Raw genomic sequence first — 20,111 nt, 5'->3', positions numbered from 1 at the left:
ACATCCCGAATTAAATCATCACTTAATCCGTCTAACGATATTGCTCGTTAGCAGCAAAGAACGTAATTATGAACTATCTAACTACATCCTGTCAAGCACTTTTTAAAAATATTTTTTATTTTTAAAAATTTGTTGTTTACTAAACACAAACAACTACTTGACCTACTCTCTCAAACAATGTTTCAGATTTCGTTTTAAACTTCGCTTAGAAAATCAATTTCGCTGCGAAGAATTAAATTATAGACTTATTCAAAACAAAAAAGCAAGTCTCTTTTGCAAAAAATTCTCTGCCTCATAAGAAAAACACTCTTTTTAGACCAAGAACACTATTTTTTTGTTGCCAAAAAACAACGAATCTGTTTTTAATAAGCCCCCCTTTCTTAATTCCCTCTTCTTAAAATCTTTGGTTCATTTTATCGAGTCATTCTGTAGATTCCCTCTCGCATTGACAAAGAGAGAGGTGTGCATTTACAACATACCCCTATTGCATCAACAAGGGAAAATTGACTCCCCCACCTTTAGCTTTTCTACCTTTAGCTCCTCACTCTCCTTGCCCTTTTGCTCGAATATATTTTTCTGAATAGATTTCCTTATTTAAATGCAACATTCTTCTGTTCTTGTTCATTCACAGAAAGGCTGAATACATCAGGACGAGCATAATGTCCAGTTACATCAAAGTCATAACGTGCTTTCACGATATCCTCAGTATCTATTTGAGCATAAACTAGACCAGTCTCATCTTTTAATGGTCCCGCAATGACTTCTCCTAAAGGATTAACAATAATGCTGTTGCCATGCATTAGAGGCAAGTTTTCATCCCATGACGGTACTTCAATACCCAATGCTTTAGGCGAAGGTTGTACCTGACATGCACTTACCAGGAAGCAACGCCCCTCATAAGCAATGTGACGCATAGATGCTTGCCAAATTTCTCTTGTGTCAACGGTTGGGGCACACCAGATATCTAATCCTTTAGCATACATTGCCATCCGTAATAAAGGCATGTAGTTTTCCCAGCAAATAGCCCCACCGATTACACCCATCGGAGTTTTTACGGTTGCTAATGTTGATCCATCACCTTGCCCCCAAATCAAACGCTCTGTTGCTGTAGGCATTAATTTACGGTGTTTAGCCACCAAACCCTCTTCTGGGGTAAAGTACAAGGCTGTGCAATACAAGGTCGCCCCTGAACGCTCAATCACCCCAATCACAATACTCGCTCCCGTTCTTTGTGAGAGTGCCGCAAGTTCATCTGTTTCAGGCCCTGGAACATCTATCGCGTTAGCATGATACTGTGCAAATGCCTCTCGTCCTTCAGGTAAACGGTATCCCAAATAAGTGCCAAAGGTACTTCCCTTAGGATATCCACCCAATAAGGCTTCTGGCATCACAACCAAAGAGGCACCTATTTTTTTGATTTCATCTTCAAACTTGAGAATATTAGCAAGTGTGTCTGCTTTTCCTTTGAGTGAAGAACCTATTTGTAATGCAGCTAATGTGAATTTAGACATACTCTTCCCTTTTTATCACTAAAAAAGTCATCTTAAGAGGGAAGCAAAATTAAGTCAATATGAGGCATTTTTTTCATGAGGAAAAGTAATAAGGCTCTCATCCAGAAGGCGTATTCTCTGCATTGAGAAGGGATTGATAGAGACATCTATCCACCAGTTCGATCTGTTTCGTATAGAAATTTGGAAACAATAGGGATTAATGTTTTGGAGCGAAAGTTAACCCCTTCTCTGTATAAGTAGCCAATACACAAGCAAAAAAGAGAGTCTCATTCCTAAAATCATCATCAAGTGCATTGTGCATTTTAAATGGATGAAGATAATTAGCACTGTCAAGAAGTGCTTTTTTTAACTCTTCGACATCCTTAGCACCACTCTTTCGACATAAGTATTGAACAAAGGTAGAATGAGGTTTAAAAGTGCAACACCAATGCAGAATAATAAATCGATGTGCAGTATCATCATCGCAATCATCATTGGGATCCGCAAAATAGAAAACAGGCTCCCCCAATGCCTTTTCAAGTTGAGCGGCGATATTTTGCATTTCCATCTTCCACCAATAATATAGTGTGTCTGTTTCAGCACTCGGCTCATACCATGTCGGTCTAACAAACTCCATCATAGCTCGTGGAGCTGGAGTAGTAGGTAAATTTTTCAAAGAAAAAGCTATGCCTTCATAATCTGTAGATGTCAATATAGGAGCTGTACTCGCCTCATATCCCACCTCCTCTAAAGCTGAGGCAATAGAAAATAACGTTGTGTTGTTATTAAAAAAAGGAGAATAATGTGCAATTTCTACTGACTTTAACCAATTTACAAAATCAAACACAGATACATTAATAGGGGCATCTGGTTCCCATGTGTCATAGTAAATTACCCATTGTTCCTCTGAAATTGATTTTTTCATTTCAGTAACCATTGAGCGTGTCAGCGCTAAAGCTTGTTCAACAGTCATTCCCTGATAACAAAGTATTTTTGGCAAGGCATCATCGGGAGTAATGAAGGGCACTCTTTTCCCTGCTGGTGGTTCCCAAAGAAAAATAGGTTTATTCAGTCTAGACCAGTCATCTTGCTGATCTACAAAACCAGAGATCCCCGCTATGCATCTAGGCGTCAATCGAAAAATAGGTAAGGCATCCATCAACGATTGGATATCGACTGTCATAAGTGTCTCCAATATCAGTATCTACACCCCTTTCCTCTAAGGCTTTTGGTAATTGCATTTTTGTCACTCTTTCACCTAAAAATACTCTCCCTCCAACTACACCATAGCGGACACAGAAGCGTGGTAAAAAGGCTGTACAATAGACTTCTCGTGCTTCTGTTCTGCTTGCCATAAGTCATAGTCAAGCTGCATTTTTAACCACGTTTCAGCTTTAGTTGCGCCAAAAGCCTCCTCCAACCGCAGCGCCATTTCAGCAGAAATAGCTGTTTGGCATTTAATTATTCGTAGCAACAGGTACCGCGAAATACCTAAATGCTTAGCAGCTTTTGTTAGAGAAACGTCAGCACCATCTAAGAATTCTTTAACTAGCAATCCAGGATGCGGTGGGTTATACATTCTCATTAGCGTAACTCTGCTACTAATTCAGGGTGCTTATTTAAAAGCCCCAATAGTGTGGCTGCAGCACCACTCGGCTTACGATGTCCTTGCTCCCATGAACGCAAAGTATTAACCGAAATACCCAAACGTTCTGCAAACTTGGCTTGAGACAAGCCTGATTTGCTACGTGTCTGAGCTACCTCAGAGATAACAGTACGAACAACACGCCCTTTTTTAAGATCATCAAAAGATTGACGTAGAGATTCCTCATGATTAGCAAGCTCTGGATCATCTGCAATCAAGGCTTTGATAACATCATCAACATTCATATCTAGAAACTTCATCTTTTACTCCTTACCTAATTTCAAAATTTCTTTAGGTGTCATGTTTTCAATTTCAGCCTTCACATAGATATAGTACATATTAATAATGCCCTCTTCTAAGACATTGTAATACAATACCCTAGCCCCTCCTCTTTTACCTTTACCTGATACTTTCCATCTGATTTTTCTAAGTCCTCCTAGACCTGGAATGACATCACCAGCTAAAGGGTTCACAGCAATAAAGCTAAAAAACTCCAGTCGCTCCTCTTCCGTCCATATATCCGCAACGGCTTTCTTAAATTTATCACTTTCTACGATTGTGTACATGGCATATAAAAAAATACTAATACAATGTATTATATCATACAAATACACCATCATGCAAAATTACTACATAACATCTCCGTCACTCCCTCTTGACCTCCTCCTCTTGCTAAAGCAAGAGGATTCCTATTGCGTCTAACGATACTGCCTGTTAGCTCACTTCGGTGGGTTCGTGTTGCTGACTGCCTTACAGCACAGTTCACTTCACACGCGCTACGGGCATGTCCTGCCCTGAATACTTTTACTCCGCCAGTATCGCCTGACCGCGCTTTAATACATTGATGGCACCAACCACATCCGCATTTTCCGTGTAACCGCAATCCATACATTCAAATAACTCTTGTGTTTGACGATTATCCTTTGCTGTATGTCCACACGCAGGACAGCAACGGCTGGTATTTTGAGGTGGAACTGCAATTAAGTAACCACCGATCCACTTCGTGCCAGAGGCTCTCAGAACCTTGAAGCACAAAAGAGTCCTCAATAGACTCTTTTGTGTCTACAATGCTCCACTTCGTCGCAGAGCTCCTCTGGGAAATCAGGCACAAAAAGGTACACTCGTACCTTTTCGTGTCCACATTTCCCCACTTCGTCGCAGAGCTTCTCCGGGAAATCAGGCACAAAAAGGTACACTCGTACCTTTTCGTGTCCACATTTCCCCACTTCGAGCCAGAGCTTCTCAGAATATCCACGGCTTTCTCTGCAGAGAAAGCCGAATAGGTCCACTTCGAGCCAGAGGCTCTCAGAATAATTAGGCTCAAAATCGTCCTAAAGGAAGATTTTGAGTCCTAATTATTCCCACTCTATCGTTGCGGGGGGTTTGCTTGATACGTCGTAAGTTACGCGGTTGATGCCACGCACTTCGTTAATAATACGTGATGAAACTTTTGACAATAACGGATAAGGCAAGTGTGCCCAATCAGCCGTCATGAAGTCTGATGTTTGTACGGCACGCAATGCCACTACATAATCGTATGTGCGCCCATCTCCCATCACTCCTACTGATTTCACGGGTAAGAATACTGCAAAGGCTTGTGAGGTAAGGTCATACCACGATTTGCCGGTCTCTGGGTCAATAAAGTTACGTAATTCTTCGATAAAGATAGCATCAGCACGGCGAAGTAAATCTGCGTACTCTTGCTTCACTTCACCAAGGATACGTACACCTAACCCTGGTCCTGGGAATGGGTGACGGTAAACCATATGATGAGGTAAACCTAATGCAATACCTAATTCACGGACTTCGTCTTTAAACAACTCGCGTAGTGGTTCTAATAGTTGTAAATTCAATGTTTCAGGCAATCCGCCAACATTGTGGTGTGATTTAATCGAAACGGCTTTACCTGTTTTGGCTCCTGCTGATTCAATCACGTCTGGGTAGATGGTTCCTTGTGCAAGCCATTTGGCATTGACCAATTTACCTGCTTCTTCTTGGAAAACTTCTACAAATTCACGTCCGATAATTTTGCGTTTTTTCTCTGGATCGGTCACACCCTCAAGGTGTTTCATAAATTGGTCGACTGCATTAACACGAATAATCTTCACCCCGAGGTTCTCATGAAGGACTTCCATCACTTGGTCGCCCTCATTCAAACGCAATAAACCATGATCCACAAACACACAAGTCAACTGATCGCCAATCGCACGGTGAATCAGTGCTGCAGCAACAGAAGAATCCACGCCACCCGATAAACCAAGGATAACCTCATCGGTACCTACTTGTTCACGAATACGCTCAACAGCTTCTTCGACATAGTTAGGCATTGTCCAGTCACCGACACAACCACAAATATCCAAAACAAAGCGATGCAATAATGCTTTACCTTGAACTGTGTGTGTCACTTCAGGGTGGAATTGCACGGCATAGAAACGACGTTCTTCGTCTGCCATACCGGCGATAGGACATGAAGGAGTCGATGCCATGAGTTTAAAACCCGGTGGCATTTCAGTCACTTTATCACCATGACTCATCCATACTTTTAATAAAGGATGACCGTCTTTGGTACGACCATCTTCCAACGTATTCAATAATGCTGTTTGACCATGTACTTGCACCTCAGCATAACCAAACTCTCGGTGGTCTGACCAAGAAACCGTACCACCTAACTGGTTAGCCATTGCCTGCATACCATAGCAAATACCTAACACTGGTACATTTGATAAAAAGACAGCATCAGTGACTTTAAGAGAACCCTCGTCATAAGCAGACGAATGGCTACCAGAAAGAATAATACCTTTTAAACCTAAAGCAAGTTGCTCACGGATAAAGTTATCATCTACATCACCAGGATGGATTTCACAATAAACACCCGCCTCACGAACACGACGAGCAATAAGTTGGGTTACTTGAGAACCAAAATCAAGAATGAGAATACGTTGGTGCATAGTCTTACCAAGAAAAAAGCAAACTGCTTAAAAAACCAAAAAAATGAGATTAACCCGCGCGATAATTAGGTGCTTCTTTAGTGATTTGTACGTCATGCACGTGAGACTCTTTAACACCTGCAGCGGTAATTTCCACAAACTCCGCCTTGGTACGTAAGTCTTCAATCGTAGCACAACCGCAATAACCCATAGAAGCACGAACGCCACCTACCAGTTGATAGATAATCGCCAATACGCTACCTTTGTAAGGAACACGGCCTTCAATACCCTCTGGTACGAGTTTTTCGGCATTACTGCCAGCCTCTTGGAAATAACGGTCAGCAGAGCCTTTTTCCATAGCACCTAAGCTACCCATGCCACGGTATGATTTATAAGAACGGCCTTGGAATAAAATCACTTCACCAGGAGCTTCTTCGGTACCTGCAAACATTCCACCCATCATGCATGCATAAGCACCTGCTGCCAAGGCTTTGGAAATATCACCAGAGAAACGAATACCACCATCAGCAATCAGAGGTACGCCCGTACCTGCGAGGGCCTCTGCCACATCGGCAATAGCCGTAATTTGAGGAACTCCAACACCAGCAACAATACGTGTTGTACAAATAGAACCTGGCCCAATACCCACTTTAACACCGTCAGCACCTGCCTCAACTAAGGCACGAGCAGCGGCAGCAGTAGCAATATTACCGCCAATAACATCCACTTTAGGGAAGTTTTGTTTCACCCAACGAACACGATCAATCACACCTTGTGAATGACCATGTGCTGTATCTACGATAATAACATCAACACCTGCAGCAACTAACTTAGCAACACGCTCCTCGGTGCCTTCACCTACACCAACAGCTGCACCAACACGTAATTGCCCCATCGCATCTTTACATGCATTTGGGTGTTCATTATTCTTGTAAATATCTTTAACTGTCGCTAAGCCACGCAACTCAAAAGCATCATTAACAATCAACACGCGCTCTAAACGATGCTTGTGCATCAGAGCCTGTGCATCTTCTAATGTGCTATGCTCTTTCATCGTCACAAGACGCTCTTTGGGTGTCATGACATTAGCAATTTTTTCATCAAGACGGTCTTCAAAGCGTAGGTCGCGGTTTGTCACAATACCCACTACTTTGCCATTTTCAACAACAGGTAAACCAGAAATGCCATTTTCTTTCTGTAAAGCAATCGCTTCACGGACAGTGGTACTGGGCGTTACTGTCACAGGATCAATGACCACACCAAACTCATGACGTTTCACACGAGAAACTTCCAAAGCTTGCTGATCAGCAGTCATGTTTTTATGGATAATACCAATACCGCCCTCTTGTGCCATCGCAATGGCAAGACGCGATTCAGTCACTGTATCCATCGCTGCAGATACTAAGGGGATATTAAGGGAAATATTACGAGTAAGTTGAGTTTTTAAAGACGTGTCACGAGGTAACACATTAGAATACGCTGGCACCAATAACACATCATCAAAGGTGAGCGCTTTTTTAAGTAAACGCATGAATTAACTCCAAGCACAAAAATCAATTATACGCTATAAACCGTTTATTTTCAAGTGATTACCCTCTTTACAAACGGGTATAACAAGTTAAAAATCTTATTACCCTCTCAATATATTGAGCATAAAATACATTAAGACAGCAGAAAAAATTTAATTCATCGGCCTAATTAGGATAAAAGTTACTTTTAATGCATTAAATGCCTAAGTATTGAAATTATTGCCTTTCTACCCAAAACAAGTAAGCATTACTAACACATAAAAATATTCAATAAAAAAACAGGCGGTCGTACAACCACCTGCTTTTCCAATTATTTTAAGAATACGCGTGCATTCATAAACATACGCATCCAAGGTGAGTAATCTCCACCAGTATCTGCCTCACCCCAACGTTCAGGAGCCCAGGACATCATCACATTACGTGTAACACGCTCTGGGTGCGGCATCATAATTGTAAAGCGACCATCCTCAGTAGTGACACCAGCAATCCCGTTAATACTACCGTTTGGATTCGCTGGGTATGCTTCAGTAATCATGCCGTTGTTATTAACATAACGCATAGCTGTCGCCACATTATCTAAATCACCTTGTGCAGTGAAGTTGGCAAAGCCTTCTCCATGTGCCACTGCAATCGGCAAATGACTACCTGCCATACCACTAAAGAAAATCGACGCTGACTCGGGAATCTCAACCATACTTAAACGAGCCTCATACTTCGCAGATACATTGTAAGTAAATTTAGGCCAAGCCTTGGCACCAGGAATCATATCTGCTAGTGTCGCCATCATTTGACAACCGTTACATACCCCCAAACCAAATACATCTGGACGGTTAAAGAAAGTATTAAACTGTTCGGCCAACTGTGCATTAAAGCGGATAGTACGTCCCCAGCCCTCACCCGCACCAAGCACATCACCATAGCTAAAGCCACCTACTGCCACTAGACCTTGGTAATCTGATAATTTTGTGCGACCACTGATTAAGTCTGTCATATGCACATCAAACGCAGCAAAACCAGCTTTATCAAAAGCCCATGCCATTTCAATATGGCTATTACAACCTTGTTCACGTAAAATGGCTACTGCTGGACGGGCTCCCTTGGCAATAAAGGGGGCAGCGATATTTTCCTGAGGATTAAACGCTACTTTGGGTTGCATACCTGGATCAGCCTTGTCTTGCCAACGATTAAACTCCGCCAATGCGGTCTTAGGATTGTCGCGGCGTTTCATAATTTCATAGCTGACTTTGCTCCATTCTTGACCAAGCTCAGCACGTTCAAAATCAAACACCATCTTACCGTCACGATAAAACTCAATCTTATCGTGGGCGTTCAAACTACCAATAACATTACTGCATAATGACAACCCAGCCTCACGCAATACCTGTAGAACAGCATCACGATCGCTAGCTCGCACTTGAATCACTGCACCTAATTCTTCGTTGAACAAGGCTTTGAAAGTACTTTCGTCTCGTTGAACAGACACCTGTTCTGGACGAATCTTGTAATCCCCCCAATCAGCACTATTTTCATCAAAGGTCAGCATATCCACATTAATTGATACACCTGTATGACCAGCAAATGCCATTTCGGCTACCGTCGCAAATAAACCACCATCAGAGCGGTCATGATAAGCAAGAATCGCATCGTTCTGTGCTAAAGCACGAATAGCAACAAAGAATTTACGCAGTAACTCTGCATCCTCTAAATCGGGAACCTCATTACCAAACTGATTGGTCACATGCGAAAGAATAGAGCCTCCAAGACGATTTTTACCTTGACCTAAATCAATTAAAATCAATACAGTATCGCCTTGATCAGTACGTAGCTGAGGGGTCAAAGTCTTGCGTGCATCGTTGACATTTGCAAAAGCCGTTACGATTAATGATACTGGAGCAACCACCTCTTGCTTGGTTTCGCCCTCGGTCCAAGAGGTACGCATAGACAGCGAGTCTTTACCTACCGGGATAGATAAACCTGCCTTTTGACAAAAGTCACTTACTGCGGTTACTGTATCAAATAAGGCGGCATCTTGTCCTGTGACGCCTGTAGCTGCCATCCAGTTTGCGGACAACTTAATATCTTCAATATGTTCCACATCAGCAGCAACCAAGTTAGTCAATGCTTCTGCCACTGCCATACGACCAGATGCAGGAGCATTTACAATCGCCAATGGACTACGCTCACCCATTGCCATTGCTTGACCTGTGTATCCTTCAAATGAATCCAAGGTCACAGCACAATCAGCAACAGGCACTTGCCAAGGTCCGACCATCTGATCGCGGGCATTTAAGCCCCCCACTGTACGGTCACCAATAGTGATTAAGAAAGTCTTGTTCGCCACGGTTGGATGACGCATCACTTTACGCCCAATCTCATGAAAATCAAGCCCTACCACATCGACAGCCTTGTCAGTAAACACTTCTCGAGTGACATCACGATGCATACGAGGCGGCTTACCTAAAATCACATCAATAGGTACATCAACAGGACGCACAACGGTAGCTGTACGAGTACTTGTCTCACCTGCTTCACCAGGCAAGCCCTCTCCATCCACTACACGCAGCACACGCTCTTCTGTAGCGATACCAATTACCGCATAAGGACAACGCTCTCTTGCACAAATTTCATCAAAGGTTGCTAAGTTCTCGGGTAATACAGATAAAACATAACGCTCTTGAGATTCATTACTCCAAATCTCGGCTGCAGACATCCCCGATTCTTCGAGATGCACACGTTTTAAATCAAAAATAGCACCACGTCCAGCATCATTCACAAGTTCAGGAAATGCGTTAGATAGACCACCAGCCCCTACATCATGAATGGCAATAATAGGATTCTTATCCAAACGTTGCCAGCAAGCATCAATCACTTCTTGTGCTCGACGTTCTAATTCTGGATTACCGCGCTGTACTGAATCAAAATCTAAGCTCTCAGTATTGGAACCTACTCCCATACTAGATGCGGCACCACCGCCCATACCAATACGCATACCTGGACCACCAAGTTGGATGAGTAATGCACCTGCAGGGATTTCATCTTTATGCGTTAGACTATCGTCAATACTACCTAGACCACCCGCAATCATAATTGGTTTGTGATAACCCCATTGTTTACCCGCCACAGTCTGCTCGTAAACACGGAAATAACCTAATAAATTAGGGCGACCAAATTCATTGTTAAACGCAGCTCCACCAATCGACCCTTGAATCATAATGTCCAACGGTGTCGAAATACGACTAGGCATACCGTGAGAATCTTTTTCCCAGTCTTCAGTCATGTCATCTAAATGGAGATTAGACACAGTAAAACCTGTCAAACCTGCTTTAGGTTTAGAACCACGACCTGTTGCCCCCTCATCACGAATTTCACCACCAGCACCCGTTGCCGCTCCAGGGAAAGGAGCTATTGCTGTCGGATGATTATGCGTTTCCACTTTCATCAAAGTATGTGTCAAACGCTCTTGCATCTGATAACGTGCTGTCGAAGCTAGTCCTGCTTCTGGATAATAACGACCGACTTTGCGACCTTGCATAATCGCTGCATTATCAGAATACGCAACAATAGTGCCTTGGGGTTGTGCCTTATGGGTGTCGCGAATCATACCAAACAAGGTCTTGTCTTGTGCAACACCATCAACTGTCCATGAGGCATTAAAAATCTTATGACGACAATGTTCACTATTTGCCTGTGCAAACATCATCAATTCAACATCTGTAGGGTTGCGACCTAACTCAGTAAACGACTTATTCAAATAATCAATTTCATCATCAGATAAAGCTAGACCCAAAGCCACATTAGCTTGCTCTAACGCACCTCTACCCTCTGTCAATACAGGTACTTGCTGTAAAGGCTTGCCTTCTAATGTATGCATCAACTCTGAAGCATCAAAATCCTCTGCCACCACGGACTCTGTCATACGGTCATGCAATAAATCGGCAATCAGGTTTGTCTGCTCTGGTGTAATTTTCTTGGTACCTAACCAACCTGATTCTGGCACTATTGTATAAGCAATACCTCGTTCAATACGCTTGACCTGTGCCAACCCACAATTGTGAGCAATATCTGTTGCTTTACTCGCCCATGGTGAGACTGTGCCCAATCGAGGAATCACTCGCAATACTAAAGCACCCTCTGTAGAGGTTGGCGCCACAAATGGCTTACCATAGTTGAGCAGTTGCTCCAGTTGTTGCTGAGCATCTGCATTCAACTCACCTTCTGTAAAGACATAATGTTCGTAATTTGCATAAACTTGGTGCACTGGCACATCAATTTTGCGCAAGTCTTCAATAAGTTTTTCGGATTTAAAGGCTGAAAGGGCAATAGAGCCGGGGATAAATTGATAAGTCGTCACTTTGTCGTTCCGCTTAGAAAGTCGCTGAAAAGAAATTAAGCCATCATTTTACTTGTTTTTAGGGTATTTTTTGGGTGAATTTTTATCTTTTTTCCCAAAAAATCATATATATTTAAAAAAAATTTTAAGAAAAACCCATAACTACCTAATTTACATATATATTTTTATAAAAAATGCGAGTATAATAGCAACACCCTAAACTCGAACCTATAATAATTGATATTGCTATGTTGTACCAATTTACCAAACGCCTCTGTAGCAGCGCGTTATGTGCGTTGCTTTTGCAAACAGTCGCTCATGCCCAAGAAGACAACCTTGCCGGTGCTGATGAGCTGACCCCTGCTAAAGTTGTCGGTTTTGCTGAAAAAGGCGGACAGATTAATTCTGAAGTGGCATTAGTTATGTCATTAGATGATAACCAAGTTCATTATGCCAAGAATATGAATACTGTTCGTCCCATAGCCTCCATCTCTAAGTTGATGACAGCATTGGTTATTGTGCGTTCCAAAGTGAATCTTAACGAAGTTATCACCATTACAGATGATGATGTAGATCGTGTAAAACGCTCTAGCTCTCGCCTTTCTGTTGGTACTAAATTGACCCGTCATGATGCTTTGTGGTTGGCGTTGATGTCATCTGAAAACCGTGCAGCACATGCTCTTGCTCGTACTTTCCCAGGAGGACTTGATGCATTTGTGCGTGAGATGAACGTGATGGCTCGTAGTATTGGCATGACACGTAGCCGCTTTGTAGAGCCAACAGGTTTATCTCCTCTTAATGTTGCCTCTCCTCAAGATTTGGTGCGTTTGTTGCGTGCGGCATATAAAGAGCCTGTTATCCATCAATTTACGACTTCTGATGACTTTCAAATCGCCACTAGCAATGGTCGTATCCAGAAATACCGCAACACTAATCGCTTAATTCGTAACCACGACTGGAAAATTGAAATTTCTAAAACTGGTTATATCCGCGAAGCAGGTAATTGCCTAGTGATGATTTCTAAAGTAGAGGGTAAAAATATGGCCATCGTATTATTAAATGCAGAAGGTGGTGTAACTCGCTTCTCTGATGCTATTCGTGTACGCCATATTGTACAAAACGACTATCCCTCTTTGTACTAGACATCTTGCAACCTATGTCGGCATAGGTTAGTGAGCTTTGTTTAGAGTAAAGTTTATTCTAGTTCCTTTTAGAAAGCAAAAAGCCATTATTTCAATATTGAAGTAATGGCTCTTTTTCTACCCTTAATGCACAGCATCTTCATCATTAGGCAAACGACTATCTAGTGTCTGTGTGGGAGCACCACTTTGCGCCTCTTTCCAATAACGCAATGGTACACAAGTAAGTAAACGCTGCATCATTTGCTGAATCAAGGTTTCATCAAAAGAGGAAGTCGCCACATGAGCCACATCTATAGTGGCATCGCCCTCAAACTGAGCAATTTTTTCTTGGGCTTGTACCGTATGAGAAAAATCAACCAGGCTATCCTGTCTTGAATGCAACAAATGAATCGTCTGCTCTAACGACAAAGCCTCTGTTGGCAGCTCAGCAAAACGCGAACCAAAACTAATCACCCGTCCAGCTAAAGGATTGGCTAATTTTGTCAATTCAAGCACCAATGCCCCCATCTGCCCTACACCAACGAGTGCTGTTGCAGCTGCATCAATATGTAAATGTGCCTGGAAGGCTTTGATAAATCCTTGAATATCCTTATGATGGGATTGCACAAAAGTCTTAAACTCTTCATCGCTTAGCTTATGCTCTGCACGTAAATGTTCAGAAAATGCTAAAGCATCACTAGGGATTGCTACTACCATCGCCGCAGCAGGAAAAGTCTTAGCAATCTGTTGACAAAATAGATTAATCTTATTCTCATCAACAACATCAACAAAAATAACAAACAGCTGTGCGATATTACCGCCTTGTGGCTGTAAAGCACGCTCTATCGTAAATATAGACATAAAAAAATCCTAATTTTTAACCTATCTACATATAAGGGCAAAACTTATTTTTTAAAGCCGATTACCCGTTTTTCAAAAAATATCCTCATACCCTATTGCCTAATGTGGCTAAATTGTACTTTGCTTATCGGACAAATAGCTGGATTTCATTGCTTAGGCAGTGGGGTTTAACAGGTCAGAGGGGCTACTTTTTAAATTTCCCTACAGGTTTAGTTTACCCCGCCTATTGATTGACTGGATATCTGCTAAAATAGGCCTCATCCCCATCCCAAGAAAACTCTATCCTTTATTCTTGGGAATACTTTTAATTTATTCATAAACTATCGAGAAAATCATGTCACTCAAAGAAACCATTATGAATTCAGTCAAAGAAGCAATGCGTGCAAAACAAACTGCACGTCTTGCAACTTTACGTTTTTTACAAGCAGCCATTAAGCAAAAAGAAGTTGATGAACGCATTGAACTAGACGATGCACAAGTACTTGCCATTATTGAAAAACAAATTAAACAACGCAAAGAATCTATTGCTGCATTTGAGCAAGCAGGACGTGCTGAGACAGCAGAAGCTGAAAAAGCAGAATTAGCCGTATTATCAGAATTTCTGCCAGAGCAAGCATCTGATGAGGAACTTGCCGCTGAAGTTGCCAAAGCTGTTGCTGAGTTAGCATCTCAAGGTGTGACTGGTGCCCCCGCCATGGGTAAAGCGATGGCCATTCTAAAACCTAAACTTGCTGGTCGTGCGGATATGGGCAAAGTGTCTCAACTGCTTAAAGCAGCATTGGCCTAAAAGCCCCCCAAGGAGGTTATAGCAAACTGAGTTGCTGAACCTCCTCTTCATCTTCAAACATAGATACTCCCACCCCTAATAGACGAAAACGTTGTGCCGGCATAGTTTTGTATACGGTATGCAGAATCTGTTTGGCAATACCCTCTATATCTTCTTGTGACTCTAGCACCACATCAAAAGTTTTGCTTCGTGTAATCACTCTAAACTGCTGTGTCTTAAGTTTGACTGTTAGCGAACGTCCAAAACGCTTTTTACGCATGAGTTGTCGCCATAGTTTTTCACAGACCTCATGTAAAACCACTGCCATTTCGCTAATTAATAAATCCTTATCAAAAGTTGTTTCGGTAGAAATCTGTTTGGCTATTTGTTGCACTTGTACAGGACGATTATCAATACCACGGGCCAAATCATATAAACGCACCCCATATTTGCCAAAATGATAAACCAGTTCCTCCAGACTATGTTTTGCCATATCAGCAACAGTAAACATCTGCAACTGATGCAACTTGGCCAAGGTAACTTTACCAACACCTGGAATTTTCTCAAGGGGAAGTGGCAATAAAAACTCCATCATACGATGCGGAGGCACTACACAAATACCGTTAGGCTTATTCCAGTCAGAAGCAATCTTGGCAATAAATTTATTAGGTGCAACTCCTGCTGATGCAGTCAACTGAGTCTGTTCAAAAATCTCGGCACGAATACGATTCGCTATCTCGGTAGCAGAGACAATTCCCTGTAAATTCTGTGTCACATCCAAATATGCCTCATCTAAAGACAAAGGCTCTATTAGCGAAGTATAGCGTTCAAAAATGGCTCGAATCTGTTTGGAAACAGCTCGGTAAAGCTCAAAATGAGGAGGAATATAAATCGCTTGTGGACATAACTGGCGAGCCCTTGCAACAGACATAGCAGAGTGCAACCCGAACTTGCGAGCCTCATATGAAGCAGCACACACCACAGAACGAGGACTATCCCAAGCCACCACAACAGGCAAACCTCGTAGATGTGGATTCTCTCGCAACTCCACTGAAGCATAAAACGCATCCATATCAACATGGATAATTTTACGCACCTGATGATTATCAGAATGGCTATCGCTCATATCATGGGTTATTTTCTCAGTATCACCATTACCCGCATCACCACGGTTTATATTGCCGATTTTATTGTTATCCACATTAATCTCTTAATACGAAAACACTCACACACTTATCGTATCTATACTTATTGTTCCCTAAATTCATTATAACAAAATACTGTATATAATCACAGTAATAATAATCCCAACAAAGAAAGGCTTTGCTGTTTGTGCCTTAACCCTCAGTGTAAACGACGATGTTTTACGGCACAGTCTGATCATTGGATAAAAAACCATAACAAATCACGGGAATATCAACCAATAGTTGTCATTACTACTAACCTCATTAACTCCAGTGTTACTAAGGGTTACGAACACCCCATCTACTTTGCCTACAACTTCTTTTAAGTTTAAAATAGCCCCATCTACTCTGGATTATTGTCAACTTCAAGTTGTTCCATAGATTATTTTTCACCCTTTTAACTATCCCATTTCCATTATCTAATTATGAAAAAAATTATTCCTTTTCTTTTTGCTTGTTCATTACTCGCTGCTTGCTCCAATGGAGCTTATTCCAACGCTCCAGCTAAACCTCAAGACATTCCTCCTCCTACAGACTTGTTAGCTCCTCAACAAGTCCCTCAAGCCGCTCAACCAACAGCCCAACAATAGGTTTGTAATGACAGAACCAACTTTTAAGACGACTTTCTCTCGTCATCTTGACGATGGTTATCTAGGCTTTGAAGTGCAGACACAGGTAAATGATTTACAGTTGTTTGTCTGCTTTTACATTGGCCACACGAACTTTGAGTTGATTCCTAGCATCTTGCCTTCTGAACGTTTTGACGAGGGTGCTGCTGATATTCACATCGGCGAACTAAACACAACAACGGATGTGCAAGAAGAGTTGGAGTCCATCCTCTCCAATATGAACAATGGTGATACTGCCGTATTCTTCTGCAACAGTGAGCAAGAGATTAAGTCTGCTTTAGACTTTCTAAATTTTGCTGTAGACGAAGATTAATCCCATCCTGACTAAGCTGACTTTAGCCAGTACTGCCTGCCTAGTAACCATACTGGCAGGCTAGCTTGCCCACGGCTCATGTTGGCTGCCCTCCCCCGTTTGATTGTCATACCAAAAATTTTCCCTTTTGATGGTCACACACAAACATAATGATTGTCATACCAAAAATTTTCCTTTTGATGGTCACACTAACAAACTCCCCCTTTGATTGTCACACGCCCCCCTTTAATGGTCACACACAAACATCAATTCATCCTAGACATTATCTGCTTATCCATTGAAGAACTTTTTTACTGTATCCAAACTAGACTGTAAACGAGTCATCTCTTTCACTCTGATCCAATAACTTGTTATATGCAGCCTTGTACTTAAAGACAGCTGCCGCAAAGCCTGATACTGCTGTAGTTCAGTTAAAAATATTGAGGGCTTATCAGGGTGATAACAAAGGTAGACACACTCTTTTGCTCTTGTTAAAGCCACATAAAACACCCTCCGTTCCTCGGCGTAGGGAAAATTTTCTATGAAAGGGATAATATTGTCACAGAAAGCATTACCCAAGGAAGCATTATCATAAAAGACCTTGCCCAAGGGGGGACTATCATAGGAAGCATTGTGATAGGAAGTTTCCTCATAGGAGGTATCGCCATAGGAAGTATCGCCATAGAAAGTATCACCGTGGGAGGTATTATGATAGGAAGTTTCCTCATAGGAGGTATTGCTATCAACAGTTCCCCTCTTATTATTTAGACTTTGGGGAAGTGGTTTATTATTGTGGACATCTTTTAAGAACTGTCTCTTGCTATCCAAATTACCTGTTTCTACCAATACCTCAGTATCGACCCAAGAAAGTTTATCTTGTTTGGCACTTGGTAAACCAAGCTCACCTTGATTGACATTCAATACAATCACAAAATCCGCCTCTGTTCCTTTAGACGCATGAATCGTAGCGGCTCTCAAGGACAAAAAAGAGTATCGTTGCTGCCAAATATGCAACTGCTCCTCACTGGGCAAATCATGATGAAAACGAGCGAGAAAAAGACATGAGACTAATGAAGAGGACTTTTTCTCTTGAATATCTTCCACAATCCGTTGTACAACCTCCTCTAAAGCACCCGCAGCCCTTGTTGAATCTATCGCACCCACAGCCCTTGTTGTATCCATCGCACCCACAGCCCTTGTTGTATCCATCGCACCCACAGCCCTTGTTGTATCCATCACACCCACAGCCCTGGCTGTATCCATCGCACCAGAAGACCGTTGAGTATCCCTATCAAGTAAACTAACAGCATTAATTGTAGATGTTGTATCGTGATTGAAAATATTTTTTGTACCTGTCATTTGCTGGATTTCAGCTATCCTCCTTGCTTGGTTTGATGCCTCATCTCCTGTCAAAGCAACCAACACCACGCTCTCTTTCTTCTCTCGTAATGCTGTTAACCTCTTACGATATTGCATAGGATTTTGTTGTACAAACTTGCTGCTAATATCACATAACCCCTGATGAAAACGAAATGTCTTATCTAAACTTAATTTATAAGTTTCCCCCAAATAGCGTTCAATATAACGGATAAAAACCAGTTCACTACCAGCAAACTGGTAAATAGTTTGCCAATCATCACCCACACAAAATAAACGCAAATCCGGTTTTTGAAGTCGCATTGCCTGAATTAAATGCATACGTGCTTGAGAGATGTCCTGAAATTCATCCACAAGCACTTCTTTCCAAGGCACCTGAAAATACCCTTGCTCAATATACTTAGTCGCTTTCACAATCATGTCATCAAAATCAAGTTCCTCTCGTTGACGCAACTCCTGGGCATAAGCATTCCATAAAGGAGCAAGCAATGTATATAAAAGATGTTGCTGTTTTTGCCTAAAGATCTCCTCCGCCTCTACTGGACACCTCATTGCCTGCGGTGCTTCTTTTGATTTTGTGGAACTCTCTGTTGATTCAAAGGTCTCCTCCGCCCTCACAAGATTCGCTAGTGACAAATCGCATAGAGAGATATTGTATGGTTTAAGTATCTCTTCTATACTGCCCTGCCCTTTGAGCTTAATGAATAGCTTTTGCAATATCTCTAACAAATCGCCTAAAATTCCCTGGCTATGGGAAAAAGGGATGGATAAATCAAAACGAAATAACACATTATCTAAAGAGAACAAATACTGTCCCCATGGTTCTTTAATGAAAAGACACTGTGTCCCATACTGTTGGTGAATATTTCTTGGATTATTGCAATGCCTATTTCTTTTGAACTTAAAACAAAAATTATCTACTCTCCTCTGCTGAAATAAACTAAATATATTAAAGAGTCCCTCTCTTTTTTCCCATTTTTCCCTCTGGCTCATGTTATCTAATCCCTCTCTTTTTTCCCTTTCCACTTTTCCACTCCTACTACCTAACTGAGAGCCTTTATTCTTTTTCTTGTCTCTTTTGGATAAATCATCCTTTTTTAAAGGTAACTCTGCTTGTGTATTGCACGGTTCTACCTCTATATATCGGTCACTTTGCGGCAAATAGAAACTACAACGGTAAGGCTGGTAAGGTTTGCTCAAATAAAGATTATGCTTATAATGTGCACCATAGATATAAGGAATGCCTAATAGATACAATAAGTTAGCAATTACCAACTCCGTGCGGTTGCTAACATAATCATCATGCAAGCTACGCAAAGGACATGGTTGTGGCACTGGTTGTTTGCTATCCTCTCTGGTAGCTGCAAATGAGGCATCCTCGTCTTGCTTTCCTTCGCAAAACGTAAAATACAAAAATAACCACCATCGATAATTCTCATTGGTATTAACCAAATGCCAAAACTGCTGTTGCAAAAAATCCAGTAGTCGCTCCTCATCCTGATAAATGGTTAATTTTGGGGTTTTCCTTTCAACTGTTTGCACAATATGCCAACCTAAACTATGAAAGGTACGTGCATTAAAGCTACTTATATCTAATCCAGAAAAATGCTTCTTTGCTACCTGGGTGACACGTTGTTGTACCTCATTAGCGGCATCTACGGCAAAAGCTAACGGTAACACTTCATGTGCTAAGGCTCGACCTGTCTCCCATAGGTAAACAATGCGCCCCATCAACGTACTCGTCTTACCTGTCCCTGCTCCAGCTAATACCAGTGTTGTTAAGGCTTCCGACTGGCAGGCTTGACACTGCTTTTCAGTTAAAGGATGTTTTTCTAAATGATTAAAAAGCATTACTCCCTCCTTACCAAAATCATAATAAAACATACATAAAACACATTAAAAACATATAAAATATATATAATTAATATATATATAATATCAATCTAATAATATATAGAAA

General features: G+C 41.6%; 16 protein-coding genes. 4 read left to right on the top strand and 12 right to left on the bottom strand.

Annotation, left to right across the window (positions count from 1 at the left end):
• Positions 1–590: 590 nt before the first annotated feature.
• From HKX40_RS09390 to purL, 9 genes are all read right to left on the bottom strand, one after another.
• Positions 591–1,511 carry a carbon-nitrogen hydrolase family protein gene (locus tag HKX40_RS09390; RefSeq protein ID WP_171589314.1) on the bottom strand — a complete coding sequence of 307 codons (921 nt, stop codon included), beginning with the start codon at positions 1,509–1,511 and terminating at the stop codon, positions 591–593.
• A gap of 196 nt (positions 1,512–1,707) precedes the next feature.
• Entirely contained in the window at positions 1,708–2,673 is a 966-nt protein-coding gene (locus HKX40_RS09385) for a hypothetical protein (RefSeq protein WP_171589313.1), read from the bottom strand.
• A gap of 96 nt (positions 2,674–2,769) precedes the next feature.
• The gene (locus tag HKX40_RS09380) at positions 2,770–3,075 is read right to left on the bottom strand and encodes a HigA family addiction module antitoxin (protein WP_171589312.1); all 306 of its coding nucleotides are present in this window, start codon (positions 3,073–3,075) and stop codon (positions 2,770–2,772) included.
• The gene (locus tag HKX40_RS09375; protein WP_171589311.1) at positions 3,075–3,395 is read right to left on the bottom strand and encodes a helix-turn-helix domain-containing protein; all 321 of its coding nucleotides are present in this window, start codon (positions 3,393–3,395) and stop codon (positions 3,075–3,077) included. Before HKX40_RS09375 ends, HKX40_RS09380 begins: the two co-directional genes overlap by 1 nt.
• A 3-nt stretch (positions 3,396–3,398) precedes the next feature.
• The gene (locus tag HKX40_RS09370; RefSeq protein WP_171589310.1) at positions 3,399–3,701 is read right to left on the bottom strand and encodes a transcriptional regulator; all 303 of its coding nucleotides are present in this window, start codon (positions 3,699–3,701) and stop codon (positions 3,399–3,401) included.
• A 238-nt stretch (positions 3,702–3,939) separates the two neighbouring features.
• A complete protein-coding gene (locus tag HKX40_RS09365) occupies positions 3,940–4,170 on the bottom strand; it encodes a zinc ribbon domain-containing protein (protein WP_425500459.1) in 231 nt (76 codons plus the stop codon).
• Positions 4,171–4,490: 320 nt separating this feature from the next.
• Positions 4,491–6,083 carry a glutamine-hydrolyzing GMP synthase gene (guaA, locus tag HKX40_RS09360; RefSeq protein ID WP_171589309.1) on the bottom strand — a complete coding sequence of 531 codons (1,593 nt, stop codon included), beginning with the start codon at positions 6,081–6,083 and terminating at the stop codon, positions 4,491–4,493.
• A gap of 49 nt (positions 6,084–6,132) precedes the next feature.
• On the bottom strand, positions 6,133–7,593 hold the full coding sequence (gene guaB / locus HKX40_RS09355; protein ID WP_171589308.1) for an IMP dehydrogenase: 1,461 nt from the start codon (positions 7,591–7,593) through the stop codon (positions 6,133–6,135).
• Between the two features lie 308 nt (positions 7,594–7,901).
• Positions 7,902–11,942: a phosphoribosylformylglycinamidine synthase gene (gene purL, locus HKX40_RS09350; RefSeq protein WP_171589307.1), complete on the bottom strand. Its 4,041-nt coding sequence runs from the start codon at positions 11,940–11,942 to the stop codon at positions 7,902–7,904.
• A 227-nt stretch (positions 11,943–12,169) separates the two neighbouring features.
• On the opposite strand from purL, the gene HKX40_RS09345 reads away from it, so the two are divergent.
• Complete coding sequence (locus HKX40_RS09345) at positions 12,170–13,063, top strand: serine hydrolase (RefSeq protein WP_171589306.1); 894 nt, start codon at positions 12,170–12,172, stop codon at positions 13,061–13,063.
• A 123-nt stretch (positions 13,064–13,186) separates the two neighbouring features.
• On the opposite strand, the gene HKX40_RS09340 is transcribed toward HKX40_RS09345, so the two are convergent.
• On the bottom strand, positions 13,187–13,903 hold the full coding sequence (locus HKX40_RS09340) for an alpha/beta hydrolase family protein (RefSeq protein WP_171589305.1): 717 nt from the start codon (positions 13,901–13,903) through the stop codon (positions 13,187–13,189).
• 334 nt (positions 13,904–14,237) lie between these two features.
• On the opposite strand from HKX40_RS09340, the gene HKX40_RS09335 reads away from it, so the two are divergent.
• The gene (locus HKX40_RS09335) at positions 14,238–14,690 is read left to right on the top strand and encodes a GatB/YqeY domain-containing protein (RefSeq protein WP_171589304.1); all 453 of its coding nucleotides are present in this window, start codon (positions 14,238–14,240) and stop codon (positions 14,688–14,690) included.
• A gap of 16 nt (positions 14,691–14,706) precedes the next feature.
• On the opposite strand, the gene dinB is transcribed toward HKX40_RS09335, so the two are convergent.
• A complete protein-coding gene (gene dinB, locus HKX40_RS09330; RefSeq protein ID WP_171589321.1) occupies positions 14,707–15,795 on the bottom strand; it encodes a DNA polymerase IV in 1,089 nt (362 codons plus the stop codon).
• A 483-nt stretch (positions 15,796–16,278) separates the two neighbouring features.
• Between dinB and HKX40_RS09325 the strand changes: the two genes are divergently transcribed.
• Positions 16,279–16,443, top strand: coding sequence for a hypothetical protein (locus tag HKX40_RS09325; RefSeq protein ID WP_171589303.1), 165 nt, complete (start codon positions 16,279–16,281; stop codon positions 16,441–16,443).
• A 7-nt stretch (positions 16,444–16,450) separates the two neighbouring features.
• Complete coding sequence (locus HKX40_RS09320; RefSeq protein ID WP_171589302.1) at positions 16,451–16,795, top strand: hypothetical protein; 345 nt, start codon at positions 16,451–16,453, stop codon at positions 16,793–16,795.
• A 270-nt stretch (positions 16,796–17,065) separates the two neighbouring features.
• Here the strand turns inward: HKX40_RS09320 and HKX40_RS09315 are convergent, their stop codons facing one another.
• On the bottom strand, positions 17,066–20,002 hold the full coding sequence (locus HKX40_RS09315) for a UvrD-helicase domain-containing protein (RefSeq protein WP_171589301.1): 2,937 nt from the start codon (positions 20,000–20,002) through the stop codon (positions 17,066–17,068).
• Positions 20,003–20,111: the final 109 nt, after the last annotated feature.

This window comes from Pelistega europaea (genome assembly GCF_013133775.1).
GTDB classification, from domain to species: domain Bacteria; phylum Pseudomonadota; class Gammaproteobacteria; order Burkholderiales; family Burkholderiaceae_B; genus Taylorella; species Taylorella europaea.
The sequence above is the reverse complement of the archived record's forward strand: the minus strand, read 5'-3'. Positions and strand labels throughout refer to the sequence as shown.

Excerpts from the sequence above, each read along its gene's own strand:
- HKX40_RS09390 (WP_171589314.1), bottom strand. The coding sequence starts at position 1,511 with ATGTCTAAATTCACATTAGCTGCATTACAAATAGGTTCTTCACTCAAA.
- HKX40_RS09385 (WP_171589313.1), bottom strand. The coding sequence starts at position 2,673 with ATGACAGTCGATATCCAATCGTTGATGGATGCCTTACCTATTTTTCGA.
- HKX40_RS09380 (WP_171589312.1), bottom strand. The coding sequence starts at position 3,075 with ATGAGAATGTATAACCCACCGCATCCTGGATTGCTAGTTAAAGAATTC.
- HKX40_RS09375 (WP_171589311.1), bottom strand. The coding sequence starts at position 3,395 with ATGAAGTTTCTAGATATGAATGTTGATGATGTTATCAAAGCCTTGATT.
- HKX40_RS09370 (WP_171589310.1), bottom strand. The coding sequence starts at position 3,701 with ATGTACACAATCGTAGAAAGTGATAAATTTAAGAAAGCCGTTGCGGAT.
- guaA (WP_171589309.1), bottom strand. The coding sequence starts at position 6,083 with ATGCACCAACGTATTCTCATTCTTGATTTTGGTTCTCAAGTAACCCAA.
- guaB (WP_171589308.1), bottom strand. The coding sequence starts at position 7,593 with ATGCGTTTACTTAAAAAAGCGCTCACCTTTGATGATGTGTTATTGGTG.
- HKX40_RS09345 (WP_171589306.1), top strand. The coding sequence starts at position 12,170 with ATGTTGTACCAATTTACCAAACGCCTCTGTAGCAGCGCGTTATGTGCG.
- HKX40_RS09340 (WP_171589305.1), bottom strand. The coding sequence starts at position 13,903 with ATGTCTATATTTACGATAGAGCGTGCTTTACAGCCACAAGGCGGTAAT.
- HKX40_RS09335 (WP_171589304.1), top strand. The coding sequence starts at position 14,238 with ATGTCACTCAAAGAAACCATTATGAATTCAGTCAAAGAAGCAATGCGT.
- dinB (WP_171589321.1), bottom strand. The coding sequence starts at position 15,795 with ATGAGCGATAGCCATTCTGATAATCATCAGGTGCGTAAAATTATCCAT.
- HKX40_RS09325 (WP_171589303.1), top strand. The coding sequence starts at position 16,279 with ATGAAAAAAATTATTCCTTTTCTTTTTGCTTGTTCATTACTCGCTGCT.
- HKX40_RS09320 (WP_171589302.1), top strand. The coding sequence starts at position 16,451 with ATGACAGAACCAACTTTTAAGACGACTTTCTCTCGTCATCTTGACGAT.
- HKX40_RS09315 (WP_171589301.1), bottom strand. The coding sequence starts at position 20,002 with ATGCTTTTTAATCATTTAGAAAAACATCCTTTAACTGAAAAGCAGTGT.